Below are 24,870 nucleotides of genomic sequence, written 5' to 3' on the forward strand. Positions count from 1 at the left end.
ATGTCATGTGACATATTACTGCTGTGGCCAAGAGACAGTCCCATGACGTCGTCGTCATCGGCGCCGGTGTCGTCGGAGCAGCCTGCGCCTACTACGCGGGCCGCTCCGGCCTCTCCGTCGCCGTCGTCGACCGCGGTCCCGTCGCGGGCGGCACCACCGGTGCCGGGGAGGGCAATCTGCTCGTCTCCGACAAGGAGCCGGGCCCCGAGCTCGATCTCGCGCTGACGTCCGCCCGGCTCTGGCGCGAACTCGCCGAGGAGCTCCCGCCGGAGACCGAGTACGAGCCGAAAGGCGGCCTCGTCGTCGCACCCGACGAGGCCGCCCTGGCCGCACTGCGTGCCTTCGCCGAAGGGCAGCGCGGCGCCGGGGTCGATGCCCGGGACGTCCCCGCCGAACGGCTCCACGATCTCGAACCCCACCTCGCCGACGGCCTCGCCGGCGGTGTGCACTACCCGCAGGACGCCCAGGTCCAGCCCGCCCGGGCGGCCGCCGGACTGCTGGCCCTCGCCCGCCGCCACGGCGTCCGGCTCCACCTCGGCGAAGAGGTCACCGACGTACTGCGCGGCCCGCGGGGCGAGATCCGCGGCGTACGGACCCCCGGACGGGACCTGCTCGCCCCGGCCGTGGTCAACGCCGCCGGGACGTGGGGTGCGGAGATCGCCGAACGGGCGGGTACCACCCTGCCGGTGATGCCCCGCCGGGGATTCGTCCTGGTCACCGAACCCCTGCCGAGGGTGGTCCGGCACAAGGTGTACGCCGCGGACTACATCGCGGACGTCGCCAGCGGCTCCGCGGGGCTCCAGTCGTCCGCCGTCGTGGAGGGCACCCCCGCCGGTCCGGTCCTGATCGGCGCCACCCGCGAACGGGTCGGCTTCGACCGCACGCTGTCCCTGGAGGCGCTGCGCCGCCTCGCCGTGCAGGCCACCGCGCTCTTCCCGGTCCTCGCGGACGTACGCGCGATCCGCACGTACCACGGCTTCCGGCCCTATCTCCCCGACCACCTCCCGGCGATCGGCCCGGACCCGAGGGTCCCCGGTCTGCACCACGCCTGCGGGCACGAGGGGGCGGGCATCGGGCTCGCCCCGGCGACGGGCCTCCTCGTCGCCGCCGCGCTCCGGGGCGAGACCCCGGCACTCGACACAGCCCCCTTCCGCCCGGACCGCTTCAGCGCCGACCGAGGAGCCGACGCATGACCCGTGCCCCGCGCCGCCCCGGACCCGCCGACCTCGTGGAGGCGCAGCCCGGCCCCGCGTTCGACGTGACCTTCGACGACCGGACCCTCACCGCGCTCCCCGGACAGACCGTCGCGGCGGTCCTCTGGTCCGCCGGCATCCTCGCCTGGCGCACCACCCGCACCACGGGCAGCCCGCGGGGCGCCTTCTGCGGCATCGGCGCGTGCTACGACTGCCTCGCCACGATCAACGGCCGCGCCAACCAAAGGGCCTGCATCGTCCCCGCCCGACCGGGCGACACCATCACCACCCAGGAGGGAACGGGCCGTGCCGAACTCGGTGTATGACCTCGCGGTCGTCGGTGCGGGGCCCGCGGGGCTCGCCGCCGCCGTCGGGTCGGCGGACCTGGGGCTACGGGTCGCCCTGGTCGATGCGGGTGAGCGGCCCGGCGGGCAGTTCTACCGGCATCCCGCGCCCGGACTGGGGGCGCGGCGGCCGGAGGCGCTGCACCACCAATGGCGCGCGTTCGCCGAACGGTACGCACGGCTGGGGCGCCATCAGGAGACGGGACGCGTCGACCACCTGGCCGCACACCATGTGTGGACCGTGGCCCGCGACGGCGACGCCGCATGGCGGCTGCACGCCGTGGTCGGGCCCGAGGAGCACCCCGCCACCGTCAGGGCCCGCGCCGTCCTGCTGGCGACCGGTGCCTTCGAACGCCAACTGCCGTTCCCCGGATGGACCCTTCCCGGGGTCGTCGGGGCGGGCGGGGCGCAGGCCATGCTGAAGTCCGGCCTGGTGCTGCCCGGCCGGCGCATCGTCGTGGCGGGCAGCGGGCCGCTGCTCCTCGCGGTGGCCGGGTCCCTCGCCGCGGCCGGGGCGCGGGTACCGGCCGTCGTCGAGGCCGCGCACTACCGTTCGTACGCTCATGACCTGCCCGCACTGCTGCGCAACCCGGGCAAGCTCACCGAGGGGGTCGTGCACGGCGGGGCGCTGCTGCGGCACGGCATCCGGCTGCTCCCGCGGCACGCCGTGACGGCCGCCCACGGCACCGGACGGGTCGAGGCGGTCACCGTCACCCGGCTCGGCCCCGACTGGAGGCCGGTGCCCGGCACCTCCCGGCGCATCCCCTGCGACGCGCTCGCCGTCGGTCACGGGCTGGTCCCGCAGCTGGAACTCGCCACCGGCCTCGGCTGCGCGGTCCACCGCACCCCGGACGGCACCCTCGCGCTGGACGCCGGCGCGGACGGGCGCACCTCCGTGCCCGGAATCTGGTCCGCGGGCGAGACCGGGGGCGTCGGCGGCGCCGAACTCGCCCTGACGGAGGGGGAGCTGGCCGCGGCGTCGGTCGCGCAGGCGCTCCGTGGCGCCCTGCCACCCCCGGGCCACCGCCGGCTGGTGCGCCGCCGGACGGCGCTGCGCGCCTTCGCGGACGCCATGGCCGCCGCACACCGGCCCGGCACCGGCTGGACGGACTGGCTGGACGACACGACCGACGTCTGCCGCTGCGAGGAGGTGACGGCGGGCCGGATCCGGGAGGCGGTCGACGAACTGGGCGCCCGTGACGCCCGGAGCGTGAAGCTGCTGACCCGTGCCGGGATGGGCTGGTGCCAGGGCCGTATGTGCGGCGCCGCGGTGGCCTGCCTGGCGGGGGAGGAGCCGGCGGCGGACCGCCGCCCGCTGTCCTGTCCGGTTCCGCTGCGCCACCTCGCGGATCTGCCCCGGGCGGCCGACTGATCCGGTCCCGCCCACCGCTCCGATCCGCTCGGATCCTGCCCCCGCTCTTCCGCTGCCGCCCCGACGTTCCTGCCTTCCGTTCCCGGCTTCCGTTCCTGCCTTCTGTGCGGTCCACCGCTTGCCGGTCCGGTCCGCCGCCCGTCCGTCCGATCCACCGCCCGCCGGTCCGGTCCCGCTCGCCGGCTCGATCCACCGTCCGCCGGTCCGGTCCCACCTGCCGGCCCGATCCACCACCTGCCGGTCCGGTCCCGCTCGCCGGTCCGATCCACCGCCCGCCCGCCCGTCCAGTCCACCGCTCGCCGGTCCGGTCCGCCGCCGCCCGCCCGCCCGTCCAGTCCACCGCCCGCCCGTCCAGTCCACCGCTCGCCGGTCCGGTCCGCCGCCGCCCGCCCGCCCGCCCGTCCAGTCCACCGCCCGCCCGTCCGGTCCACCGCTTGCCCGTCCGGTCCCGCCTGCCGGTCCGGTCCACCGCCCGTCCGTCCGATCCACCGCCCGCCGGTCCAGTCCCGCCCGCCGGTCCGATCCACCGCCCGCCGGTCCGGTCCCGCTCGCCGGACCGGCCTCACCCGCCGATCCGCTTCCGCCCCTTGCCCCGATCCCGCCGCCCGTCCTCCGTCCCGTCGCCTTCTTGTGGCATCCACGGGCATCTGTAAAATGTCACACCTCACATAGGGAGTTCCGTCATGACTTCAGCCCCCTCCGCGGTCCGCACCCGCCCCTGGCACGGCATCATGGTCGCCACCGCCCTCCCCCTGCGCGACGATCTGTCCGTGGACCTCGACGCCTATGCCGAGCACGTCGCCTGGCTCATCGCGAACGGCTGCGACGGCGTCGTCCCGAACGGCTCGCTCGGCGAGTACCAGACGCTCACCGACGAGGAGCGCGCCCAGGTCGTGCGCACCGCCGTCGAGGCCGCCGGTGACGGCGACCGGGTGATGCCCGGGGTCGCCGCGTACGGCAGCGCCGAGGCCCGGCGCTGGGCCGACCAGGCCGCGGAGGCGGGCGCCGGTTCCGTCCTCCTGCTGCCGCCCAACGCCTTCCGCGCGGACGAGGCCGCCGTCCGCGCCCACTACGCCGAGGTCGCCCGCGCCGGGCTGCCGGTCGTCGCGTACAACAACCCGTACGACACCAAGGTCGACCTCACCCCCGCCCTCCTCGCGCAGCTCCACCGCGACGGCAGCATCGTCGCCGTCAAGGAGTTCAGCGGCGACGTCCGCCGCGCCTACGAGATCGCCGAACTCGCCCCCGAGCTCGATCTGCTGATCGGCGCCGACGACGTCCTGCTGGAACTCGCTCTGGCCGGTGCCGTCGGCTGGATCGCCGGCTACCCGAACGCGCTGCCCGAGTCCTGCGCCACCCTCTACCGCGCCGCCGTCGCCGGCGACCTCGGCACGGCGCTGCCGCTCTACAAGTCGCTGCACCCGCTGCTCCGCTGGGACTCCAAGACCGAGTTCGTGCAGGCCATCAAACTGTCGATGGACATCGCGGGCCGACCCGGCGGCCCCACCCGGCCGCCGCGCTTCGCGCTCACCGGGGAACAGGAGGCCGCCGTGCGCGCCGCCACCGAGAAGGTCCTCGCCGACGGCCACAAGTAGGCCGCCGCAGGGAAGCCGAAGCCACGTACGCACGAGAAGGGGACTCCATGCGCACCCGTCACGTCTTCCACGCGGTGGACTCGCACACCGAGGGCATGCCCACCCGGGTCATCACCGGCGGCGTCGGTGTCATCCCGGGCGCCACCATGGCCGAGCGCCGGCTGCACTTCATCGAACACCTCGACCGCATCCGCACCCTGCTGATGTACGAGCCGCGCGGCCACTCGGCGATGAGCGGCGCCATCCTGCAGCCGCCCACCCGACCGGACGCCGACTACGGCGTGCTGTACATCGAGGTGTCCGGGCTGCTGCCGATGTGCGGCCACGGCACCATCGGCGTGGCCACCGTCCTGGTCGAGACCGGCATGGTGCCCGTCACCGAGCCGGTCACCACGGTCCGCCTCGACACCCCGGCCGGCCTGGTGAGCGTCGACGTGAGCGTCCGGGACGGCGTGGCGGAACACGTCACGCTCACCAACGTGCCCGCCTTCTGCGTCGGCCTCGACCGCAAGGTGGACGTCCCGGGATTCGGCACGGTCACCTACGATCTCGCGTACGGCGGCAACTTCTACGCGTTCGTCCGGCTCGACGCGCTCGGGCTGCCCTTCGACCGCGCCCGCAAGGACGAACTGCTCGCCGCCGGACTCGCCGTCATGGACGCCGTCAACGCCACCGACCGCCCCGTCCACCCCGAGGACCCGGAGATCGGCGGGGTCAAGCACGTCTACCTGGCCGCCCCCGGTTCGGACGCCCGCCGCTCCCGGCACGCCATGGCCATCCACCCGGGCTGGTTCGACCGCTCCCCGTGCGGCACCGGCACCTCCGCCCGTATGGCCCAGCTGCACGCCCGCGGCGAGCTGCCGCTCGGGCAGGACTTCGTCAACGAGTCCTTCATCGGCACCGAGTTCACCGGGCGGCTGGTCGCCGAGACCACGGTCGGCGGTCTGCCCGCCGTGGTGCCCACGGTCACCGGCCGGGCGTGGATCACCGGTACGGCCCAGTACTTCCTGGATCCCGACGATCCGTTCCCCGGAGGATTCCTGCTGTGACCGAGGTCCACGCCATCGACTACCACACCGCCGGGGAACCCTTCCGGATCGTCACCGGCGGGCTCCCGCCGGTGCCCGGGGACACGGTCGCCGAGCGCTGCGCCACGGCCATCGGGGCCGGCGGGTCCGGGACGGCGCCCCGTCCCGGACCGCTCGACGACGTCCGGCGGCTGCTCGTCCAGGAACCCCGCGGCCACGCGGGCATGTACGGGGGGTTCCTCGTCCCGCCGGACGACGACGGCGCCCATCTCGGCGTGCTCTTCTGGCACAAGGACGGCTACTCCACCGCGTGCGGCCACGGCACGATGGCGCTGGGCGCGTGGGCGGTGGACAGCGGCCTCGTCGCCGCCCCCGACGACGGGGCCGCCCAGGTGCGCGTCGACGTCCCGTCCGGACGCGTCTCGGCGACCGTCCACCGGGAGAACGGCCGCACGAGCGCCGTCACGTTCCGCAACGTCCCGGCCCGGGTGACGGCCCGTGGGGTCCCCGTCGTCACCACGTTCGGCGTGGCCGACGCCGCCATCGTCCATGCCGGCGCGTGCTACGTCAGCGTGCCCGCGGACCGACTGGGCCTGGCGGTGGACCGGGCGGCCCTGCCCCGGCTCGTGAGCGCCGCCGCGGAGATCCGTACCGCCCTCGCCGGGCACCCCGCCACCCGGCACCCCGACGGCCCGCTGCTGTCCGGCATCTACGGCGTGATCCTGTACGAGGAGCTGCCCGGCACCTCCGAAGGGCCCGCGCAGCGCAGCGTCACCGTGTTCGCCGACGGACAGATCGACCGCTCCCCGTGCGGTTCGGGCACCTCCGCCCGGCTGGCCCTCCTCGCGGAGGACGGCACCGTGGGACCGGAGACGACCCTGCGCCACGAGTCGGTCGTCGGCACCGTCTTCAGGGGCCGGGTCGTCGGCCGGGACGGGACGGGCACCGTCACCGAGGTCACCGGCAGCGCCCACCGCACCGGCGAGCACACCTTCCTCCTCGACCCGCACGACGGTCTCGCCCAGGGATTCCTGCTGTGACCGCCCCGTTCCCGGACCTCCGGGCCGCACCGCCGGGCATCGACGCGGCCGCCGTCGCCCGGCTCCTCGACCCCGTCGGAGCGGCGGACGCCGTCGAAGCCGCCCTGCGGGACGGGCCGGATCCCGAGGACTGCCCGGCACGCACGCAGACGGCCGTACCGGCGGGGCAGCTGCTGCTGATGCCCGCGGCCACCGACCGCTACGCGGGTGTCAAGATCGCCGGGGTGGCCCCCGCCAACCCGGAGCATGGCCTGCCCCGTATCACCGGCGGATACCTCCTCCTCGACGGGCCGACACTGATGCCGCTCGCCCTGCTGGACGCGGCCGCGCTCACCACCCTGCGGACCGCCGCCGTGTCGGCCGTGGCCGTACGCCACCTGGCCGGCTCCGGGGCCCGGCACCTCGTGCTGTTCGGGGCCGGCCCGCAGGCCCATGGCCACCTCGAAGCACTGGTCCGGGAACGGCCGTTGGAACACGTCACGGTGGTGGCCCGCAGCCCGGAACGCGCCGCGCCGCTGCTGGCGCACGCGGGGAGACTGGGACTCTCCGCGAACCCCGGGGTGCCGGACGACGTGGCAGGAGCCGACCTCGTGGTCTGCTGCACCACCGCGCGCCGGCCCCTGTTCGACGGGCGGCTCGTCGCCGACCACGCAACGGTCGTCGCGGTCGGCTCGCACGAACCGGACGCGCGGGAGACCGACACCGAACTCGTGTGCCGCTCGGCGGTCTTCGTGGAGGCCCGGTCCGCCGCGCTGCGCGAGGCGGGGGATCTGCTGATTCCCGCGTCGGAGGGAGCGATCGGGGCGCACCATGCGACCGGCACCCTCGCCGAGCTCGTCACCGGGCGGGTCCGGGCACCGGAGGACCGCCCGCGGTTCTTCAAGAGCGTGGGCATGGCCTGGGAGGATCTGGCGGTCGCGGCGGCGCTGTACGAGCGGTGGCCGGGCGCCGGCGGCGCAACGTGACATTGTACGCTGGTGGTCCGCGAACACCGGAGGACCATCATGGGCGATCTGAAGCAGCGCAACCTGATCACGGCCCAGGAGCGGCTGCGTGACCAGGTCGCCCACGCACTGCGGGCGGCGCTGATAGCGGGAGAGCTGCTCCCCGGACAGGTCTACTCCGCGCCCGGACTCGCCGCCGACTTCGGCATCTCCGCGACACCGGTGCGCGAGGCGATGCTGGACCTGGCGCGCGAGGGACTCGTCGAGCCCGTCCGCAACAAGGGCTTCCGGATCACCGAGGTGAGCGAACGCGACCTCGACCAGTACACGGAACTCCGCACGCTCATCGAGGTCCCCACCATCGGCAGGGTGACCCGGGCGGCGACCCGGGAGCAGCTGGAGGAACTGCGCCCCATCGCCGAGGAGATCGTCGCCAACGCCCGTGAGCACAATCTGATCGGCTATCTGGAGGCGGACCGCCGCTTCCACCTCTCGCTCCTGGCCCTGGCCGGCAACGAGCGTCTGGTGGAGGCCGTCGGCGACCTGCGCAAGCGGTCCCGTCTGTACGGCCTCACCGGCCTCGACGAGCGCGGCATGCTCCTCCCGTCGGCGGAGGAACACCTCGAACTGCTCGACCTGATGATCGTCGGCGACGCCGAAGCCGCCGAGGCCTGCATGACCCGCCACCTCGGACACGTCAGGTCCCTGTGGGCCCAGGCCCGCGACCAGCCCGTGGAGAAGCGCCCGAAGCGCAGCCTGGGCGGCAAGCGCCGCTGACCTTCGGGGAAGGCGACGATCACGACGCGGTGCGGTCGGGACATGCCCTGATCGTTCCGCCCGATCAGACATGACTGCAATGACCAGGATCCGTCACATCAGGTCATCGAGAGGGGTGGCCGGGCCGGGCGCCGGTCGGCTGCCGCAGCCGCACCCGGTGGCGGCCTTCGCCTCGGCGGGGGTCCGGGCCGGGTCGACGGCCTGCTCGTCGGGGGTGCAGCAGGCGGTGGTGCCGCAGCAGGCGTCGGGTGCGGTGTCGGCCTTCTGAAGGGTGTCGGCGTCGGCCTTGACGACGTAGACCTCCCAGGGCTCCTTGCCGGGCCCGTGGACCCACACCTTGTCCTGCAGGGCGTAGCAGCAGGAGGTGTCGTTCTCCTCGAAGGTCGCCAGACCGGCCTCCTTCAGCCGTCCGGTGGCGGCGGTGACGTCCTCGGTGGAGGGGACCTCGACGCCGAGGTGGTCCAGGCGGGTGTCCTCGCCCGCCTCGCCTTCGATCAGGACGAGCTTGAGCGGAGGCTCGGTGATGGCGAAGTTGGCGTAGCCCTGGCGGAGCTTGGCGGGCTCGGTGTTGAACAGCTTGGAGTAGAAGGCGATCGAGGCTCCGAGGTCGGCGACGCGCAGAGCGAGCTGAACGCGGGACATGGCGGTCTCCCATCCGGAAACGGCTTGTTTCGACATCTGTCGATACAGTCGAGCTTGCCACCGGATTAGATGACTGTCAACATAGAGGGATGTCGAAACAAGCTGATCTGCCGGTGCTCGGCCAGGACGAGGCCGTGTGCTGTGCGCCGATGGTCCGCGAGCCCCTGGGCGAGGAAGCCGCGGCCGAGCTGTCGCGGATGTTCAAGGCGCTCTCGGACCCGATCCGGCTGCGGCTGCTGTCGCTGATCGCCTCGCACGAGGGGGGCGAGGCATGCGTGTGCGACCTCATCGGCCCGTTCGACGTCTCCCAGCCCACCATCTCCCATCACCTGAAGGTGCTGCGGGAAGCCGGGCTGGTGGGCTCGGAGCGGCGCGGGACCTGGGTGTACTACTGGGTGCGGCCCGAGGCCCTGGCGAAGCTGTCCGCCCTGCTCCGGACCCCTGCCGTGGCCGCGAAGGTGTCGGCGTGAGCGCGTCGGCGCCGCTGGTCCGACGGGCGGCCGTCGAAGGGATCGGCACGGCCGCGCTCGTCGCGGTCGTGGTCGGCTCCGGTATCCAGGCCACCGAACTGACCCACGACGTCGGGGTGCAGCTGCTGGCCAACTCACTGGCCACCGTCTTCGGCCTCGGTGTGCTGATCGCCCTGCTCGGCCCGGTCTCAGGCGCGCACTTCAACCCGGTGGTCACCCTCGCCGCCTGGTTCACCGGCCGCCGCACGGGCGATGCCCCCGCCCTGCGCGACGTCGCGGCGTATGTGCCCGCCCAGATCGTCGGGGCGATTGCGGGAGCGGTGCTGGCCGACGCCATGTTCGGCAAGCCGCTGGTGCACTTCTCCACCCACGACCGGTCCGCCGGCCACCTGTGGCTGGGCGAGGTCGTGGCCACCGCCGGGCTGGTCTGGCTCATCCTCGGCCTGGCCCGCGCGCACCTGGCGCCGGTCGCGGTCGCCTCCTACATCGGGGCGGCGTACTGGTTCACCTCGTCCACCTCCTTCGCCAACCCGGCCGTCACGATCGGACGGGCGTTCACCGACACCTTCGCCGGTATCGCCCCCGTGTCCGTGGCACCGTTCCTCGCCGCCCAACTCCTCGGCGCCGCCGCCGGCCTGGGCCTGGCCGCCGTCTGCTTCGGCCGCCCGGCCGCCGTGAACGAGGACGACGTCGCCGTTCCCCGCGACGGGCGGAAGCCCGCCGGTCCACCCCGTCCCACCGAAGAAAGCGCCCTGACCCGATGAGCACCTCCGCTGTTCCCTCCGTGCTGTTCGTCTGCGTGCACAACGCCGGCCGCTCCCAGATGGGCGCCGCCTTTCTCACCCACCTCGGCGGTGACCACGTGCAGGTCCGCTCGGCCGGGTCCGCCCCGGCCGACGCCGTGAACCCGGCCGTGGTGGAAGCCATGCAGGAGGTCGGTATCGACATCTCCGCCGAGACGCCGAAGGTCCTCACCGTGGAGGCGGTGCAGTCCTCCGACGTGGTGATCACCATGGGCTGCGGCGACGCCTGCCCCTACTTCCCCGGCAAGCGGTACCTGGACTGGAAGCTGGACGACCCTGCCGGGCAGGGTGTCGCGGCAGTCCGCCCGATCCGCGATGAGATCGAGCGACGGATCCGCGGTCTGCTCGCCGAACTCGGCATCGAGGCAGCGGCGTGAGGGCCACCGCGACCGGCGTACGGATCGCCCCGATGCAGCCCGAGCACGCCGCGCAGGTCCTGGCGATCTACCGACTGGGCATCGACGAGGGCGATGCCACCTTCGAGACCACCGCCCCGACCTGGGAGGCGTTCGACGCCGCCAGACTGCCCGGCCACCGCCTGGTCGCCCTCGACGGCAGCCGGGTTCTGGGCTGGGCCGCCGTGGTTCCGGTCTCCGACCGGTGCGCGTACGCCGGCGTCGTGGAGCACTCCGTCTATGTCCACCCCGACGCCCGCGGCCGCGGGGTGGGCCTGGCCCTGCTGACCGCCCTGGTCGCCTCCACCGACGCCGCCGGCATCTGGACGGTGCAGTCCGGCATCTTCCCGGAGAACACCGTCAGCCTCGCCCTGCACGGCCGAGCCGGGTTCCGCGTCATCGGCACCCGCGAGCGCATCGGCCGCCACCACGGCACATGGCGCGACGTCGTCCTCGTCGAACGCCGAAGCCCCACCGTGAACTGAGCGTCACGGGCGCCGCGGACGGTGATTCTCATGGACGGTCGGTTCTGAGAGGTCGCGAGCCCCTACCGGACCGTGTCCGGTGAAGCGGCCCTCGGTCGCCACCGTCCACCGCGTCCTCGCCGAGGACGCCGGCAGCACCGAGTGAACCCGGACGCCGGTCAGCACCTCGAGATCGACTCACTGCCCCCTCGGCGCGTAACCGGGTCACTCCCCTCGTCCGGGCTGATCCGGCCGGAACGGGTGGGGTGCGGGGCGTTCCCCGTGGCGTAGGCGACGCGGGTGCCGTCGAGGTCCGGGCGGGGGCGAACACCCGCCCGGACACCGGGCCGCTTCCCAGGGCCGGATCAGGGCGACGGACTCACCGGATCACGGCGACGGACTCACCTGGACCGTTGTGCGTCGGCCGCCGTTCGCCTCCTTCACCACGGCGATCCGGGTCCCGGTGTCGGGGACCTTCACGCCGAGCTGCGGCAGGTCGGCGTTCCAGTACGTACCCGTGCGGTCGTCGAAGACCGGCACGCCCGGCCGCTCGGGTACGACCACGGGAGCGCCGTTGCGGTGCAGCAGGATCTCGTCGCTCGACCCGAGGGAGAACGTGGCGTCGAAGGTCTGCGCCCGCGCGTTGAGCAGCGTCCCGTCCGCGTGGCGGAGCGCGTCGGGCCGTGCGTCGACCGGCAGCAGCATGCCGGCGCCCGGGTGCGCCTTGGTGGTGTTGTCGCTGTACGCGGTGTCCCACAGCCAGATCAGGACGCCCTCCTGGTACGGGTAGAACTCGACCGTGTCCTTCTTCTCCGGCCGCGCCGGGTCCGCGCTCCAGCCGAAGTTGTAGGGGCCGGTCTTCAGGTAGGCGCCGTAACCGGTGTAGCGGCGGTTCTCGACGAGGTACGCCCGCGGGTGCTCCGCGACGCCCGTGCGGCCCTGCGTGCGCGACCACTTCACCGCGGACCAGCCGTTCGCGCCCTGCTCGGCGCCGTCACGCAGCAGCTCCCGGCCGTCGGCCGTGATCCGGACGTCGTCGAGGGTGACGCCCTTGCCGTGCGTGTTGCTGTCCGACGTCACGCGCATCCGCAGCTGGAACGCCCGGCCGGCGTAGGCGTCCAGGGGCACCTGCAGTTCGGTCCAGCCGCCCGACGCGCCCGAGACGCCGCGTGTCGGCACCGGGCGGCCGCCGATCGTCCCCGGCAGCGCGGTCCACCGGGCGCCGCCGTCCGTCGACGCCTCGACCGTCAGGAAGTCGTAGTCCTGCTCCAGGTCGTGCCATACCCGCGCGTCCAGACGTGCCCCCGCCGCGGCGGTGGCGTCGGTGAGGTCCACCGTCCGGGTCAGGGTGTTGTCCATGTAGTCCCCGGTGCCGCTCCACCACTGGCTGCCGCCCTCGTACGGATCGGTCAGATCGGTGGACGTCGTCGACGGGGGCAGATGTACCAGCAGTGCCTGCGCGTCCTCGGTGTTGTAGCCCGAGACGCCCAGCACGGCCCGGGTCCTGCGACCCGCGTCGGCCTCGGTGTAGTCGAGCCAGCCCAGCTGGAGCTTGCTCCAGGCGTCCAGGTCGCCGGGGAAGTCCCCCGTGGTGTTGCGGCCCTTGGCGAGGTACGAGCCTGACGACATCAGGGACCAGAAGTTGACGCTGTTGTCACCGTCCGAGCTGTACATGTCCGGAAGCCCCAGGTCGTGACCGTACTCGTGGGCGAACAGGCCGACCCCGCTGTTCTCGCCGCCGGTCAGGTAGTCACCGGCCCAGACGCCCGAGTCGCCGACCTGCGTGCCGCCGGCCTTGTTCCCCTCCGGGCCGGCGCTGCCCGCCTGGTTCCAGTACGCGAACCAGCGGTGCGCCCACACGGCGTCCTTGCCCTGCCTGCCGCCGCCCCACGTCTGGTCCTTGCCCGCGTGGACGATCACCAAGTGGTCGAGATAGCCGTCCGGTTCGTCGAAGTTCCCGTCCCGGTCCGCGTCGTAGCGGTCCCACACGTCGTACTCGTCGAGCTGCGCCCTGATCTCGGCCGGGGTGCGGCCCTTGGCGCGCTCCGAGTGGTACCACGCGTTGGTGGCGTCCCGGATCATGTCCCAGTTGGTGCGGCACTGGCCCGCCTCGGAGCAGTTGTCCGTGCCGTAACGGGCCTCGTTCCAGGGCAGCGTGACCCAGTCGGTGACATGGCCTTCCATGTCGTAGCGGCCCGAGGACTGGAGCCGGTAGTAGTTGCGCAGGCTCACCGTGCCCGGCTCGTCACCGAAGAACTGCTGCTGGTAGTAGGCGCGTCCGAAGTCCTTGCGCCACACCGTGTGGTTGTCGTTCCGCGACGGCTTCTCGATGGTGTTGTGCCGGGGGCCGGGCTCGCCGCCGAAGCGCGGCTTGCCCTCGAACAGAGTGGTGTTGTCCACCTGGTCGCCGAACTCAGCGAGGATGACGAAGACCTTGTCCTTGCGTTCCTGCGCCAGTTCGACGTACTGCTTGCCGATCCGCACCGTGTGCGGCAGCCCGCCGCCGGGGTCCTCCTTGACGGCGCCCGAGGCGACCTTCTCCAGCGCCTGCCGGCGCAGCGCCTGGCGCCGCAGCTCCTGGGGGCTCGGTGGCGGGCTCTCGGCTGTGTGCTCGCTGCCCGTGACGGCCGCCTCAGGAGGGGCGCCGCCGGGTATGGGGCCGGCGACAGCTGTGGGAGCGGCGAGGAGGGCGAGGGCGAGCGCCGCTCCTGCCGCGACGAGTCTGCGCAACGTACAGGTCCTTTCGGATGGTTGGGCCTGTGAGCGCAGGTAATATTTCACATGTCACAGGGCGGGAACAGGGGCCGTGTCCCTCTTGTTGCGGGACGGTCCGGCGGCACATTGGTCGCGGTCCTCCGCGCATTCATCGCGTCCACCTGAGGCAACCTCGCCGGGGCAACCCACATCTCACAGGTACAGACGGTGCGCACCGCCAAATGGCATGCCACGCAACGGAGTTCACCGCACCCCCCGAAGCACGACGTGAGAGGCACCAGGATGACGATGAACCGCGCGATGCGGTACGGCGGCCGGGCACTGGCCACCACGCTGGCGGCATGCGGAATCGCCGCGGCGACGACGCTCCCCGCCGCGGCCGACGACCGGCCGACGCGGCAGCTGCTGACGGCGGACTGCGCCTCGGGGCTGGGCAAGTGCACCTTCAACTCCCCGAAGCTCGGTGAGGCGTACCTGGGTGAGTTCCACCAGGTCTCCGACTCGCTGTTCAACTGCAGTTCCTCACCCGCCACCCAGACCATGACGTGGGAGGACTCGGTCGGATCCACGGACTCCGCCGGCGTCTCGGTCACCGCGGGCGGCAACATCGCGGGCATCATCGACGTCAGCGTGACGGCGGAGTACAGCCACAGCTGGTCGAGCAACCACTCCGAGAGCAGCTCGCTCGGCATGACGGTCAAGCCCGGCGAGGTCGGCTGGATCTCCCGCGCCCAGGTCATGCAGAAGGTCTCCGGCACCTGGCAGACCCACTACGACAACCCCAAGTGGGGCCACTACTACTGGTTCTTCCAGGACACCGTCACCGGCCCGGCCAAGAACGGCACCGACGGCCGCAGCAACGCGGTGGTCGTCAAGACCCGCAAGATGACCAAGGCGGAGAAGAAGTCCTGCATGGCGGACTCCCGCCGCAACAAGGCGTTCGTCCAGCAGCACTGACGCGTTCGCAAGGTCTCCCGGCCGGCCGGTCGCACCCCGCCGGCCGGCCGGGGGACGGCTCCGCGACGGCCGTACGCGGCGGCTCGGCAGTACGCGGCGATAGGTGGAGGCCGGCGGCCTGCATGCGGCGCGCGCGGTCGCGCCGGCCGTTGTGCTCGTGACGTCGATGGATACGCCGTGGCGTCGGTCGCGGCGACGTCGGCCGGGTGGTGATGCCGATACGGACGCCGTGGGCCCCGGTCACGGCCCTGGCCGTGAGGTGGGCGCGCCCGCCCGGTCGACACGCCCGCCGTAGCGGCCACGTACCCATCCCCGGGGCCGCGGCCCCGTCCCGCCCGCGACGCAGCTGAACCGGCAATCGGTCCACGGCACCGGCCCTGAGTCGCGCCGCCCCCCTTTCGTGCGGCCCACGCACCCGCCCTGAGCTGCTCGGCTAGCCGCGACCGCCCATTCGTATTACACCTGGATCAGGAAGGCCGAGACGGGCCCCGCGGAGCTCCCCTGTGCAGACTCGCCGACGGAGGTGGTTTCTGTGGCGCACGGCGATGCGGACAGGCCCGTGGGCGACGTCGAGACGGCGATGCTCGAAGCCCTGTTCACCCAGTCGCCCGTGGGCCTCCATCTGCTGGACCCCGACCTGCGGATCGTACGGGTCAACACCGCCACGCCCGCCATGAAGGGCATGGACCTGGACGAGCTCGTGGGCCGTCGTTTCCCCGACGGCTACCACCTCATCGACCCCGAAGGGGGCGAAGCGGTCCTGCGCGAGGTGCTGGACACCGGAGTCCCCGTCGTGGAACACCTGGTGAGAGCCCGGCCCGCCTCCGATCCGGGGACCGAGCACAGCTACGTCGTCTCCGCGTTCCGCCTGGAGGACGAGCGCGGCAAGGTGCTCGGCGTCGCCGTGTCGGCGGTCGACGTCACCGACCGGGAGAAGGCGCACGCCCGCCTCCGGCTCCTCGACGCGGTCCGCCGGGACGTCGGCCGTACCCTCGACGCGGTGGTGAGCTGCGACGAGCTGGTGGACACCCTGGTGCCCGCGTTCGCCGACACGGCGGTCGTGGAGGTCCTGGTGTCCGTGGTACGGGGCGACGACCCCCCGGTCCATCCGCTTCCCCGGGGCACCCCCCTGCTCCGTGCCGCGTTCCGCGGCGTCGGCGGCGAGGACGGGCTCCAGGCCAACCGGGTGGGGGAGGTGCGCAGCCTTCCCCCGCCCACGCCGTACACACAGGTCCTGGCCGATCTGCGCCCCCGGGTGGTCGCCCTGCACCCGGGGCCGCCCTGGCTGGCGGCCGACCCCGCGCGCGCCGAGGTGATCCGCTCCTCCGGTTCCCACTCGCTCCTCGCCGTCCCGCTGGCGGTGCGCGGTACCGTGCTGGGACTGGTCAGCCTCTACCGCTCCCGGCGACCGGACCCCTTCGACGAGGACGACGTCGAGCTCGCGCTGCAGGTCGCCGACCACACCGCGCTGTGCGTCGACAACGCCCGGCGCTACACCCGGGAGCACACGATCGCCGCGACGGTCCAGCGCCAGCTGCTCCCGCGTCGCCCCGCCTCGCACAGCTCCCTGGAGACCGCCTACCTCACCCTCGGTGAACGGGCGGGCGGCGCCTGGTACGACACCGTCGCCCTCTCCGGTGCCCGAACGGCCCTCGTCGTCGGCGAAGTCGCCGGGCACGGCGTCCACGTCGCCGCGACCATGGGCCAGCTGCGCACCGTCATCCGCTCCCTGGCCGCCTTCGACCTGGAGCCCGACGAACTGCTCGCCCGCCTGCACGACACGACGGCGCATCTGGCCGCGGAACGCGCCTCCCTGCCGCCCGGGGACGCCGTCCGCAGGGACATGCTCGCCGCCGGCTGCCTGTACGTCGTCCACGACCCGCTCACCCGCAGATGCACGGCTGCGAGCGCCGGCCCCCTGGAACTCTTCGTGGTGCACCCGGACGGCTCCACCGAGATCCCCGACATCCCCGCCGGGCCGTGGCTGGGCGGCACCGGCGGGACGCCCTTCGCCGCCTCCTCGTTCGAGGTGCCCGACGGCAGCGTCCTGGCGCTGCCCAGCAGCCTCTCCCTGATCCCGCGACTGACCGATCCCGCCGGCCCGCTGCGGCGGCTGCCGACGCATGCCGACCAGCCGCTGCAGGAGCTGTGCGACGACATCGTGTACTCGCTCCCGGACGAGGGCGACGGCGCCGTGCTCCTCATCGCGCGTACGCATCCCTTCCCGGCCGACCGGGTCGCCGTCTGGTGGCTGGACGACGACCCCGCATCGGTCGCGACCGCCCGGCGCAAGGTCCGCGACAAGCTCGAGTCGTGGAAGACGGAGGAGGAGATCGCCTTCAACACCGAGCTCATCGTGAGCGAGCTGGTGACGAACGCCATCCGGTACGGGAGCCCCCCGGTCGGGGTGCGCCTCATCAACGACCGTGCGCTCACCTGCGAGGTCCACGACTCGGGCCTCGCCGCGCCGCGCCTGCGGCACGCCCGGACGGTGGACGAGGGCGGCCGGGGACTCTTCATCGCCGCCGAGCTCGCCCAGATGTGGGGTGTCCGGTACACGCCGGACGGCAAGACCATCTGGACGGAGCAGGCGCTCCCGGCGGCCGCGGGCTGACGGCCCGGGCTGACGGCCCGGCACCGGTGAGCGCGCTTGATCAGGCCGGTTTCCGCCTGCTTCCTGCTTTCGCCGTCGCCCGGGCCGATCACGTCCGGCGGTCACTGGCCGGCGGTCGCGTGCACCCGGCGGGTCGTGTCGCACCCGGCGTCCTGCCCGGGCCCTGCGGTCACGTACCTTCCGCCGATTCCGCGCCCTCGGGGACCGGGACGCCGGGATCCGGGCCGCGAGGGAGCAGCACCGCGGCTACGAGCCCGGCGAGTCCGATGACCGCCAGGGCGATCACCGCGGCGGCGCATGCCCCGGACGTGAGCCCGGCGACGAGGATGGTTCCTGCTCCATAGGAGCCCGCATGCGAAGGGGCCGCCGAGCGCGTCGGCGGCCCCTTCCAGCGGCCTCGGGCTCTCGGCCCCTACTGCCCCCTCCTTACGGTTCCTTCCGCTTGACGACCTCGAACGGGGTGGCGCCGGTGTACTGGAACTCGCCTCCGGGCAGGCAGTTCGCCGCGGGGTCGGTCCCCAGGCCGTCGCAGTGCTGGGCGCTCAGCCGCAGGAACACCGTGCTGGTGTGCGTCCCGGCCTTCAGGGGAGGCAGCGCGTTCGTGGCGAAGGTGGCGAACGGAATCCCGTCCAGCTCGGTGACGAGACGCAGGGCCTCCGGGCCGAACGACACGCTCTGCTCGTGCGGAGTGCCGATGTCCTGGACGACCCGGCCCCCGAGGAACTTGAGGATGAAGTCGTCGATCGGCTTGGGCAGGGAGGGGGTGTAGCCCGCCGGGTACACACTGCCTTCCGCGGTGGGCGCCGTGCCCCAGCTCGGGAAGGCCCGGACCCACGGCTTGCCGGCGAACGCCACGCGGCACTCGGGGGGACCGACGATGGGTTCCTTGATGGAGAGGAGCGCGTTGAGATCGGTCCCGTCCGGGGAGATGCATGCGTTCGGAGCGGGAGGACCATCGGGCACCGGAGACCGCCCGACGCCCTCCCCCCTGGCCTCGGCCCGAGCCTGCGCCTGGGCGCCGCCGCTCGCGGCCGCCAGAACTGTCGCCAGCACGGCAGAGACGACTGCCGCGCGGATCCGAGTCGGTTTCATCGACCACCCTTCGGTGTCGTCTTCGAAGGCCGCGGTCGCCGCCGTACGGCACCGGGCCTCTCATACGCGTCGAGGATGCCTCGCACCGACAGCCCGTCCCTGCCGGACACGCCGATCGTCCGACAGGACTCTGATGGCATGTCAGAATTCCGCCCCGGGGCACCAGGGGGCGTCGTGGCCTGCGGCAACGGGCTCCCTCGCGCCGGTCCGCCGGGGCCGTGCGGCTGCCGCCTCGACGCGGGGGCGGCTGCCGGGCATCGGGCCGTCGAGGGCTGCCGATCGGCCCGCCCCTCGGTCGTTCCGGTTCGAAACGGACTAGGGAGCATCCCCGACAACTCCCCTGATGCGTAAGGCAGTTACCCTGAAGGCGGGGTCAGGGCCAGGGACCTCCGTGGTGACGATTCCCCGGCCCTGCATGATCGCCAGGATGGGACGCGTACCGCACCACTCGTCCTTCCGACCCATCGGAGCAGAGTCGATGAACGCACGCATGCGCACCGCCCTCGCCGCCGCCCTCGTCCTGGGGATCGCCGCCGGACCGCTGACCGCCCCCGCCTTCGCCGACGAGCCCGTGGCAGCCGTCGCCACCACCACCGGGCCGGACCGGAAGGCGCTGCGCGCCGCGCTCGCCGGACTGCCCGACGCGGACGCGACGGCGGCCCTCGTCCGGGTCGGGGGCAAGGGGAGCTGGCGGGGCACCGCCGGGGTGGTAGCAGCCTCGGCCGCGAGCACGGAACTCCGCTTCGTGGCTCCGGCGGAACTCCGCACACACTGCCCATGCACCACACCCAACGCCTGAGAATCCAGCACTTCCTGGAGCAGCGCCCCACCGCGTACCTCGGTTGAGGAAATCGGGCCCTCGTACGCGGAAGCGGGCACCGAACGCGACGAAGCCCTGCCGGCCGGTACGCGGTAGGGAGCGGAGCCCAGGCCCTGTTCCGGTACCGCCGCCCTGGACGCGGCATCGGCCGGAACCGCGGAAGAAAAGCACCCCGCCCCGCCAGGAGCGCGAGCGGTGCTTGAGGTGGCTGCGAGGCGCGCCGGTGACACTGCTGTCCCAGGGTTTGCAGGGAACGGAGCTCATTCCCGAGCGAAAGACCCCGGGGGTTTCCAAGGCCGTTGCGTTCTGGGGGTGTGTCCTCGTGAAAGGCATCGTTCTGGCCGGTGGCGCCGGAGCCAGGCTCTATCCGATAACCCGCGCGGTGTCCAAGCAATTACTGCCCGTCGGCGGGAAGCCGATGGTCTACTATCCGCTGTCGATCCTCATGCTCGCGGGCATCCGGGACGTCCTCGTCATCGCGACGCCCCATGACCTGCCGCGATTTCGTATCCTGCTCGGCGACGGTTCCCGGCTGGGGATGAACATCGGTTACGCGGAGCAGTTCCAGCCGGCCGGGATCGCCGAGGCCCTGCTCATCGGTGCCGATCACATCGGCACGGACCCGGTCGCCCTGGTCCTGGGCGACAACATCTTCCACGGCCCCCGCTTCTCGGACGTGCTGGCCCGGGAGTCGCAGGAGGTACGGGGCTGTGTGCTGTTCGGCTATCCGGTGCACGATCCGCAGCGCTACGGGGTCGGCGAGGTCGACGCCGACGGCAGGCTCGTCTCCATAGAGGAGAAGCCCGTGCGGCCGCGCTCCAACCGCGCCATCACAGGCCTCTATTTCTACGACAACCGAGTGGTCAACGTCGCCAAGAACATCACGCCGTCGGCTCGGGGAGAACTGGAGATCACCGATGTGAACCGGTTCTACGTCCAACAGGGCGAGGCGAGGCTCGTCGACCTGGGCCGCGGTTTCGCCTGGCTCGACACGGGCACACCGGAGTCGCTGCTCCAGGCCAGCCAGTACGTGGGCACGCTGGAGGAACGCCAGGGCTGCCGTATCGGGTGCATCGAGGAGGTCGCGCTCCGCATGGGGTTCATCGACGCCGAGGCGTGCCACCGGCTGGGCGAGGAGATGGCGGGTTCGAGCTACGGGCAGTACGTGATGTCGATCGCCGAGGAGCTGAAGGCCTGAGGGGCGGGGCGAGGGGGCGGCCGGGCGATGGTGCGGTGACGGCACGAAGGTGGCGGCACAGCCGGGTGACGTCAGCCGGTGACGATCCTCGCGACCTTCCTGACGTCCTCGACCAGTCGTGCCTGGAGCAGCGACTCGGCCTCGCCGACCGGGCCGTCCCCACCGGTGAGCACGGCCGCGGTGAAGGCGGCCAGCGCATTGCGCACCTGATGGTCGGCGGGCATGGCCAGTTCGGTCATCCGGTCCTGCTGCTGGAGCCGGACCACCGGCTTCAGCTGTTCCGGCGGGGTGTACGCACGCTCCACCGAGATCCGCCCCTCGCCGCCCCACAGCGCGTAGCGCGACCGGTACGAGTGACGGAAGCCGAACTCGAGCTGCGCCGCCACGCCGTCGGGCGCGCACAGCAGGGCCGTACCCGCCACGTCGACCCCGGTCGCCTCGTCCACCCGGAGGGTGGCCGCCAGCACTTCCGGCTCGCCGGACAGATACATCTGGGCCGTCCGGAGCGGGTAGACACCGACGTCCAGCAGCGCGCCGCCGCCGAGCGAGGGGGCGTACCGGAATCCCGTGGTGTCCAGCGGCGGCACGCCGAACGAACCGGACAGCACCTCCAGTTCGCCGATGGCGCCGGCGTCGACGAGCGACCGGACCCCGGCGTGCTGGGAGTGGTGCAGGAACATGAAGTTCTCGGCGAGGATCCGGTGGTGCCGCCGCGCCAGCTCCATCAGCTCGGCGGCTTCCGCGTGGGTCGTGCACAGCGGCTTCTCGCACAGTACGTGCTTGCCCGCCCGAAGGGCCTCGGCCACCAGCTCGAAGTGGAGCGCGGGCGGGAGGGGGACGTACACCGCGTCGATGTCGTCCCGCTCCAGCAGCGTCCGGTAGCCCTTGACCCCGAAGCAGCCGAACCGGGCCGCTACCCGCTCGGCCTTCGTGGCGTCGCGGCTGGCCACGGCGACGAGCTCGGCCGAGTCGGCGGCAGTGATGGCCGGGAGCATGCGGCGCAGCGCGATGTCCGCGCAGCCGAGCACGCCCATACGCACCCTGCCGCCGGTGGCGCCGTGCCCTCGGTCGGGGACAGGACTCACAGCGTCGCCAGGACGTCGCGGAGTGCGCCGATCACCTTGTCCTGCACCGCCGGGTCCAACGAGGGGTACATGGGCAGCGAGAAGATCTCGTCGGCCACCGCTTCGGTGACCGGCAGGGACCCCTTGGCGTACCCGAGGTGGGCGAAGCCCGTCATGGTGTGCACCGGCCACGGATAGCTGATGTTCAGCGAGATGTCGTAGCCCTTCAGCGCCTCGATGATGGCGTCGCGCCGTGGATGGCGGACCACGTAGACGTAGTAGACGTGGTCGTTGCCCGGCGCGATCGACGGCAGCACCAGACCGGTGTCGGCGAGCCCCTCGGCGTAGCGCTGCGCCACCGCACGCCGGCCCTCGACGTACGCGTCGAGCCTGCGCAGCTTGCGGCGCAGGATCTCCGCGTGCAGCTCGTCCAGGCGGCTGTTGTGCCCGGGCGTCCGGACGACGTAGTAGCGCTCCTCCATCCCGTAGTACCGCAGCCGCCGAAGGGCGGCGTCCACCTCCGGGTCGGAGGTGATGACGGCGCCGGCGTCGCCGTAGGCCCCGAGCACCTTGGTGGGGTAGAAGGAGAACCCGGCGGCGGCTCCCCATGTGCCGGCGAGCCGTCCGTCGCGGCGGGCGCCGTGGGCCTGGGCGCAGTCCTCGAAGACTTGCAGCCCGTGCTCGTCCGCCACGGCCTGCAGCGCCGTCATGTCGACGCACTGGCCGTACAGATGCACGGGGAGCAGACATGCGGTGCGCGGAGTGACGGCGGCGGCCACCTGCTCGACGTCCATGAGGTACGTGTCGGGGTGGACGTCGACGAAGACGGGCGTCGCTCCCACGGAGTCGATGGCCACCACCGTAGGCGCCGCGGTGTTCGAGACGGTGATCACCTCGTCGCCCGGACCCACGCCGATCGCCTGGAGCCCCAGCTTGATCGCGTTGGTGCCGTTGTCGACCCCGACCGCATGGCCCACCCCGTGGTAGGCGGCGAACTCCTCCTCGAAGCCCCGTCCACTGGCGCCGAGCACCAGCTGTCCGGACCGCAGCACGGTCTCGATCGCGTCGTGGACGTCGTCCCGCTCGTTCTCGTACTCGCGCAGGTAGTCCCATACGTAAGTGGTCATGGGCGAGTCACTCTCTCCGCTCGTCTCGGGCGTCGGCCCGGGGTGGGTGTCACTGCCGTACGCCGACGAACAGACCGCGGCCGGTCGGGTCGCCGGGGAGGAACTCGACGGTGCACCCCGCGTCGGTGAACGCCGCGAGGTACTCGTCCCTGGTGAAGAGGGTGAGCACGTCGATCTCGGTGAACTCCCTGATGCCGTCCCGGTCGCCGACCAGGAACCGCACCTCCATCCTGGTTGCGCGGCCCTGGAGGGTCGAGTGCGAGATCCGGGCCACGGTACGGCCGTTCTCCCGGCCGAGATCGCCCGCGACATAGCCCTCGACGTGGTTCTCGGGGAACCACCACGGCTCGATGACGAGCACGCCTCCGGGGCGCACGTGCCGGGCCATCGACCGTACGGCGTCGCGCATGTCGGACACCGTGCCCAGATAGCCGATGGCGCAGAACATGCAGACGACCGCGTCGAAGGCGCGGCCGAGGTCGAAGGCGCGCATGTCGCCGGGGTGGACGGTCACCTCCGGCAGCCGTCGGTGCGCCAGCTCCCGCATGGGCTCCGCGATCTCCAGGCCCTCGGTGTGCCCGAACAGCGTCCCGAAGGTCTCCAGGTGTGCCCCGGTGCCGCATGCCACGTCGAGCAGGGAGTCCGCCTCCGGACACCGCGTCCGCACCAGTTCCGTGACGTAGGCGGCTTCCGCCGGCCAGTCCTTGCCCCGGCTGCGGTAGAAGATCTCGTAGACCTCCGCCAGCTCCCGTCCGTACATCCGCTCTCCTGTCACTGTGGGGCGAAGCGCGCCCGGTCACTCGTCGGCCATGGCGACCGCCCTGGTCCAGCCCGCGCCCGCGCCCGCGATCTTCACCGGGAAGCACACGACGGTGAACCCGAACGGTGCGGGCAGTGCGTCGAGGTTCGCCAGCCGCTCGATCTGGCAGTACTCCCGGTCGCGGCCGGCGAAGTGGGCCGGCCACAGAACCGAGCGGTCACCCGTGCGCCGGTAGTTGTCGATGATGTGGGTGAACGGGGCGTCCAGGCTGAACGCGTCCGTCCCGATCACCCGCACCCCCAGGTCCAGCAGCAGATGGACGGCCGGCCCGTCCAGCCCGGCGAACTCGGTGAAGTACTCCGGGGTGCCCGCCCGTGCCGAGGCGCCGGTGTGCAGCAGCACGATGTCCAGCGGCGCGGGGGTGCGGCCGATCCGCTGGAACTCCTTCTCCAGGCGCTCCGCGCCGACCACACCGGTCGGCGCGTCCGTGAGGTCGAGCACCATCCCCGGGTTGCAGAACCACTCCAACGGCATCCGGTCGATGTGCTTCGGTACACCGTCGCCGTACCCCGCCCGGGAGCCGTAGTGCGACGGTGCGTCGACGTGCGTGCCGGTGTGCGAGGTCAGGGTGATCCGGTCGAGCGACAGGAACTCCCCGTCGGGCAGCTCGTCCGGGTCGAACTCGAGCCCGAAGTGCGTCCGCATCTCCGCGCTCATGTGCTCCGCTCCCTGACGGGGCGTCAATACCTCGTGCACCACGGGATCCGGCTCGTGGACTGTGGCGTCCACCGCCGATGACAGGTCGATCAACCGCACACGGACCTCCACGTCCCCGTTCCTGCCGCTGGTACCGACGAGCCAGATCGTGCTCGGCGCGAACGGAGAAGCGCTCAAGGCTCACTCGGCTCGCGCGCGCCGGGTTCGAGCCGATGTCGATGGGTGTCGGGGATCGTTCGCAGGTGCCCGCCCGTTCGGACCCCGAACGGGACTAGCGTGAGGAGGACGCGGTGGCAGTGCCGATGGGAACCTCGTCGTCGGTCGAGTCCCTCTATGCCGAAGTACAACAGTTCTACGCCCACCACATGCACCTCCTGGACGAGGGGGACGGCGAAGGCTGGGCGTCGACCTTCACCGAGGACGGCTCGTTCGCGCCGCCCTCCCTGCCGGAACCCGTGGTCGGCCGGGACGCCCTGGCCGCGGGGGTCAACAAGGCCGCCGCGGCGCTCGCCGAGGCCGGCGAGGTGCACCGGCATCTGCTGAGCATGGTGTCGGTCCGGCCGCGTGAGGACGGCGGGCTGGACGTCCGCTCGTACGCGCAGATCATCGCCACCCCGCGGGGCGGCGACCCCCGGCTCCATCTGATGTGCGTGTGCGAGGACGTGCTGGTCCGGGTGGACGGCGAACTGAAGGTGCGTGAACGCCGGGTCACGCGTGACGACCGGCGCCCGTGACCGCG

General features: G+C 72.5%; 23 protein-coding genes and 2 pseudogenes. 18 read left to right on the forward strand and 7 right to left on the reverse strand.

Translation table 11 applies throughout. The features are described 5' to 3' along the window. The first annotated feature begins 23 nt into the window (after nucleotides 1–23). From ACZ4Z5_RS10035 to ACZ4Z5_RS10070, 8 genes are all read left to right on the forward strand, one after another. The gene (locus tag ACZ4Z5_RS10035) at nucleotides 24–1,193 is read left to right on the forward strand and encodes an NAD(P)/FAD-dependent oxidoreductase (RefSeq protein ID WP_468259315.1); all 1,170 of its coding nucleotides are present in this window, start codon (nucleotides 24–26) and stop codon (nucleotides 1,191–1,193) included. Continuing rightward, on the forward strand, nucleotides 1,190–1,519 hold the full coding sequence (locus ACZ4Z5_RS10040) for a (2Fe-2S)-binding protein (RefSeq protein ID WP_468259318.1): 330 nt from the start codon (nucleotides 1,190–1,192) through the stop codon (nucleotides 1,517–1,519). The genes ACZ4Z5_RS10035 and ACZ4Z5_RS10040 overlap by 4 nt, the downstream gene beginning before the upstream one ends. After that, nucleotides 1,500–2,909 (forward strand): FAD-dependent oxidoreductase, encoded by a 1,410-nt coding sequence (locus tag ACZ4Z5_RS10045; RefSeq protein ID WP_468259321.1) that lies wholly within the window; start codon nucleotides 1,500–1,502, stop codon nucleotides 2,907–2,909. The genes ACZ4Z5_RS10040 and ACZ4Z5_RS10045 overlap by 20 nt, the downstream gene beginning before the upstream one ends. Nucleotides 2,910–3,592: 683 nt before the next feature. Then, complete coding sequence (locus tag ACZ4Z5_RS10050; RefSeq protein ID WP_468259324.1) at nucleotides 3,593–4,504, forward strand: dihydrodipicolinate synthase family protein; 912 nt, start codon at nucleotides 3,593–3,595, stop codon at nucleotides 4,502–4,504. Nucleotides 4,505–4,551: 47 nt separating this feature from the next. Then, on the forward strand, nucleotides 4,552–5,553 hold the full coding sequence (locus tag ACZ4Z5_RS10055; RefSeq protein WP_468259327.1) for a proline racemase family protein: 1,002 nt from the start codon (nucleotides 4,552–4,554) through the stop codon (nucleotides 5,551–5,553). Then, nucleotides 5,541–6,572, forward strand: coding sequence for a proline racemase family protein (locus ACZ4Z5_RS10060; RefSeq protein ID WP_468259618.1), 1,032 nt, complete (start codon nucleotides 5,541–5,543; stop codon nucleotides 6,570–6,572). Before ACZ4Z5_RS10055 ends, ACZ4Z5_RS10060 begins: the two co-directional genes overlap by 13 nt. Then, nucleotides 6,569–7,537, forward strand: a complete 969-nt coding sequence (locus tag ACZ4Z5_RS10065; protein WP_468259330.1) for an ornithine cyclodeaminase family protein — start codon at nucleotides 6,569–6,571, stop codon at nucleotides 7,535–7,537. The genes ACZ4Z5_RS10060 and ACZ4Z5_RS10065 overlap by 4 nt, the downstream gene beginning before the upstream one ends. A 39-nt stretch (nucleotides 7,538–7,576) precedes the next feature. Beyond that, nucleotides 7,577–8,293, forward strand: coding sequence for a GntR family transcriptional regulator (locus tag ACZ4Z5_RS10070; RefSeq protein WP_468259334.1), 717 nt, complete (start codon nucleotides 7,577–7,579; stop codon nucleotides 8,291–8,293). A 93-nt stretch (nucleotides 8,294–8,386) separates the two neighbouring features. Here ACZ4Z5_RS10070 and ACZ4Z5_RS10075 read toward each other — a convergent pair whose 3' ends face one another. Continuing rightward, a complete protein-coding gene (locus ACZ4Z5_RS10075) occupies nucleotides 8,387–8,935 on the reverse strand; it encodes an ArsI/CadI family heavy metal resistance metalloenzyme (protein ID WP_468259337.1) in 549 nt (182 codons plus the stop codon). Between the two features lie 89 nt (nucleotides 8,936–9,024). Here ACZ4Z5_RS10075 and ACZ4Z5_RS10080 point away from each other — a divergent pair, with 89 nt between their 5' ends. The 4 genes from ACZ4Z5_RS10080 to ACZ4Z5_RS10095 are packed head-to-tail and all read left to right on the forward strand — an operon-like array spanning nucleotide 9,025 to nucleotide 11,088. After that, the gene (locus tag ACZ4Z5_RS10080) at nucleotides 9,025–9,405 is read left to right on the forward strand and encodes an ArsR/SmtB family transcription factor (RefSeq protein WP_468259340.1); all 381 of its coding nucleotides are present in this window, start codon (nucleotides 9,025–9,027) and stop codon (nucleotides 9,403–9,405) included. Continuing rightward, nucleotides 9,402–10,169, forward strand: a complete 768-nt coding sequence (locus ACZ4Z5_RS10085; protein ID WP_468259342.1) for an aquaporin — start codon at nucleotides 9,402–9,404, stop codon at nucleotides 10,167–10,169. The genes ACZ4Z5_RS10080 and ACZ4Z5_RS10085 overlap by 4 nt, the downstream gene beginning before the upstream one ends. Next, nucleotides 10,166–10,585, forward strand: coding sequence for an arsenate reductase ArsC (locus ACZ4Z5_RS10090; RefSeq protein WP_468259345.1), 420 nt, complete (start codon nucleotides 10,166–10,168; stop codon nucleotides 10,583–10,585). Before ACZ4Z5_RS10085 ends, ACZ4Z5_RS10090 begins: the two co-directional genes overlap by 4 nt. Nucleotides 10,586–10,617: 32 nt before the next feature. Beyond that, the gene (locus tag ACZ4Z5_RS10095) at nucleotides 10,618–11,088 is read left to right on the forward strand and encodes a GNAT family N-acetyltransferase (protein ID WP_468259621.1); all 471 of its coding nucleotides are present in this window, start codon (nucleotides 10,618–10,620) and stop codon (nucleotides 11,086–11,088) included. A 366-nt stretch (nucleotides 11,089–11,454) separates the two neighbouring features. Here the strand turns inward: ACZ4Z5_RS10095 and ACZ4Z5_RS10100 are convergent, their stop codons facing one another. Next, nucleotides 11,455–13,797, reverse strand: a complete 2,343-nt coding sequence (locus tag ACZ4Z5_RS10100; RefSeq protein ID WP_468259348.1) for an immune inhibitor A domain-containing protein — start codon at nucleotides 13,795–13,797, stop codon at nucleotides 11,455–11,457. A gap of 267 nt (nucleotides 13,798–14,064) precedes the next feature. On the opposite strand from ACZ4Z5_RS10100, the gene ACZ4Z5_RS10105 reads away from it, so the two are divergent. Then, nucleotides 14,065–14,739, forward strand: a complete 675-nt coding sequence (locus tag ACZ4Z5_RS10105; protein ID WP_468259351.1) for a hypothetical protein — start codon at nucleotides 14,065–14,067, stop codon at nucleotides 14,737–14,739. A 532-nt stretch (nucleotides 14,740–15,271) separates the two neighbouring features. After that, nucleotides 15,272–17,353 (forward strand): SpoIIE family protein phosphatase, encoded by a 2,082-nt coding sequence (locus tag ACZ4Z5_RS10110; RefSeq protein ID WP_468259354.1) that lies wholly within the window; start codon nucleotides 15,272–15,274, stop codon nucleotides 17,351–17,353. 426 nt (nucleotides 17,354–17,779) lie between these two features. Here the strand turns inward: ACZ4Z5_RS10110 and ACZ4Z5_RS10115 are convergent, their stop codons facing one another. Beyond that, nucleotides 17,780–18,445: a hypothetical protein gene (locus ACZ4Z5_RS10115; protein WP_468259357.1), complete on the reverse strand. Its 666-nt coding sequence runs from the start codon at nucleotides 18,443–18,445 to the stop codon at nucleotides 17,780–17,782. 478 nt (nucleotides 18,446–18,923) lie between these two features. On the opposite strand from ACZ4Z5_RS10115, the pseudogene ACZ4Z5_RS10120 reads away from it, so the two are divergent. From ACZ4Z5_RS10120 to rfbA, 3 genes and pseudogenes are all read left to right on the forward strand, one after another. Continuing rightward, nucleotides 18,924–19,154 (forward strand): annotated as a pseudogene (locus ACZ4Z5_RS10120) (peptidase); the annotation flags it as partial. 9 nt (nucleotides 19,155–19,163) lie between these two features. After that, nucleotides 19,164–19,291 (forward strand): annotated as a pseudogene (locus tag ACZ4Z5_RS10125) (DNA mismatch repair protein MutT); the annotation flags it as partial. A 296-nt stretch (nucleotides 19,292–19,587) separates the two neighbouring features. Continuing rightward, on the forward strand, nucleotides 19,588–20,463 hold the full coding sequence (gene rfbA, locus ACZ4Z5_RS10130; protein WP_468259360.1) for a glucose-1-phosphate thymidylyltransferase RfbA: 876 nt from the start codon (nucleotides 19,588–19,590) through the stop codon (nucleotides 20,461–20,463). 71 nt (nucleotides 20,464–20,534) lie between these two features. On the opposite strand, the gene ACZ4Z5_RS10135 is transcribed toward rfbA, so the two are convergent. From ACZ4Z5_RS10135 to ACZ4Z5_RS10150, 4 genes are read right to left on the reverse strand one after another with little or no spacing between them, the layout of a single operon-like run. Then, nucleotides 20,535–21,497: a Gfo/Idh/MocA family protein gene (locus ACZ4Z5_RS10135; RefSeq protein ID WP_468259623.1), complete on the reverse strand. Its 963-nt coding sequence runs from the start codon at nucleotides 21,495–21,497 to the stop codon at nucleotides 20,535–20,537. 47 nt (nucleotides 21,498–21,544) lie between these two features. Next, complete coding sequence (locus ACZ4Z5_RS10140) at nucleotides 21,545–22,654, reverse strand: DegT/DnrJ/EryC1/StrS family aminotransferase (RefSeq protein WP_468259362.1); 1,110 nt, start codon at nucleotides 22,652–22,654, stop codon at nucleotides 21,545–21,547. A gap of 49 nt (nucleotides 22,655–22,703) precedes the next feature. Next, nucleotides 22,704–23,414, reverse strand: coding sequence for a class I SAM-dependent methyltransferase (locus ACZ4Z5_RS10145; protein ID WP_468259365.1), 711 nt, complete (start codon nucleotides 23,412–23,414; stop codon nucleotides 22,704–22,706). A 36-nt stretch (nucleotides 23,415–23,450) separates the two neighbouring features. Then, nucleotides 23,451–24,230 (reverse strand): cyclase family protein, encoded by a 780-nt coding sequence (locus ACZ4Z5_RS10150; protein WP_468259625.1) that lies wholly within the window; start codon nucleotides 24,228–24,230, stop codon nucleotides 23,451–23,453. A 197-nt stretch (nucleotides 24,231–24,427) separates the two neighbouring features. Between ACZ4Z5_RS10150 and ACZ4Z5_RS10155 the strand changes: the two genes are divergently transcribed. Beyond that, the gene (locus ACZ4Z5_RS10155) at nucleotides 24,428–24,865 is read left to right on the forward strand and encodes a nuclear transport factor 2 family protein (RefSeq protein ID WP_468259628.1); all 438 of its coding nucleotides are present in this window, start codon (nucleotides 24,428–24,430) and stop codon (nucleotides 24,863–24,865) included. Nucleotides 24,866–24,870: the final 5 nt, after the last annotated feature.

Source organism: Streptomyces sp. NPDC030222, from assembly GCF_055573115.1.

Coding starts and splice junctions, on each gene's coding strand:
- ACZ4Z5_RS10105 (WP_468259351.1), top strand. CDS start 14,065: ATGACGATGAACCGCGCGATGCGGTACGGCGGCCGGGCACTGGCCACC.
- ACZ4Z5_RS10095 (WP_468259621.1), top strand. CDS start 10,618: ATGCAGCCCGAGCACGCCGCGCAGGTCCTGGCGATCTACCGACTGGGC.
- ACZ4Z5_RS10075 (WP_468259337.1), bottom strand. CDS start 8,935: ATGTCCCGCGTTCAGCTCGCTCTGCGCGTCGCCGACCTCGGAGCCTCG.
- ACZ4Z5_RS10050 (WP_468259324.1), top strand. CDS start 3,593: ATGACTTCAGCCCCCTCCGCGGTCCGCACCCGCCCCTGGCACGGCATC.
- ACZ4Z5_RS10040 (WP_468259318.1), top strand. CDS start 1,190: ATGACCCGTGCCCCGCGCCGCCCCGGACCCGCCGACCTCGTGGAGGCG.
- ACZ4Z5_RS10140 (WP_468259362.1), bottom strand. CDS start 22,654: ATGACCACTTACGTATGGGACTACCTGCGCGAGTACGAGAACGAGCGG.
- ACZ4Z5_RS10135 (WP_468259623.1), bottom strand. CDS start 21,497: ATGGGCGTGCTCGGCTGCGCGGACATCGCGCTGCGCCGCATGCTCCCG.
- ACZ4Z5_RS10055 (WP_468259327.1), top strand. CDS start 4,552: ATGCGCACCCGTCACGTCTTCCACGCGGTGGACTCGCACACCGAGGGC.
- ACZ4Z5_RS10080 (WP_468259340.1), top strand. CDS start 9,025: ATGTCGAAACAAGCTGATCTGCCGGTGCTCGGCCAGGACGAGGCCGTG.
- ACZ4Z5_RS10070 (WP_468259334.1), top strand. CDS start 7,577: ATGGGCGATCTGAAGCAGCGCAACCTGATCACGGCCCAGGAGCGGCTG.
- ACZ4Z5_RS10115 (WP_468259357.1), bottom strand. CDS start 18,445: ATGAAACCGACTCGGATCCGCGCGGCAGTCGTCTCTGCCGTGCTGGCG.
- ACZ4Z5_RS10145 (WP_468259365.1), bottom strand. CDS start 23,414: ATGTACGGACGGGAGCTGGCGGAGGTCTACGAGATCTTCTACCGCAGC.
- ACZ4Z5_RS10090 (WP_468259345.1), top strand. CDS start 10,166: ATGAGCACCTCCGCTGTTCCCTCCGTGCTGTTCGTCTGCGTGCACAAC.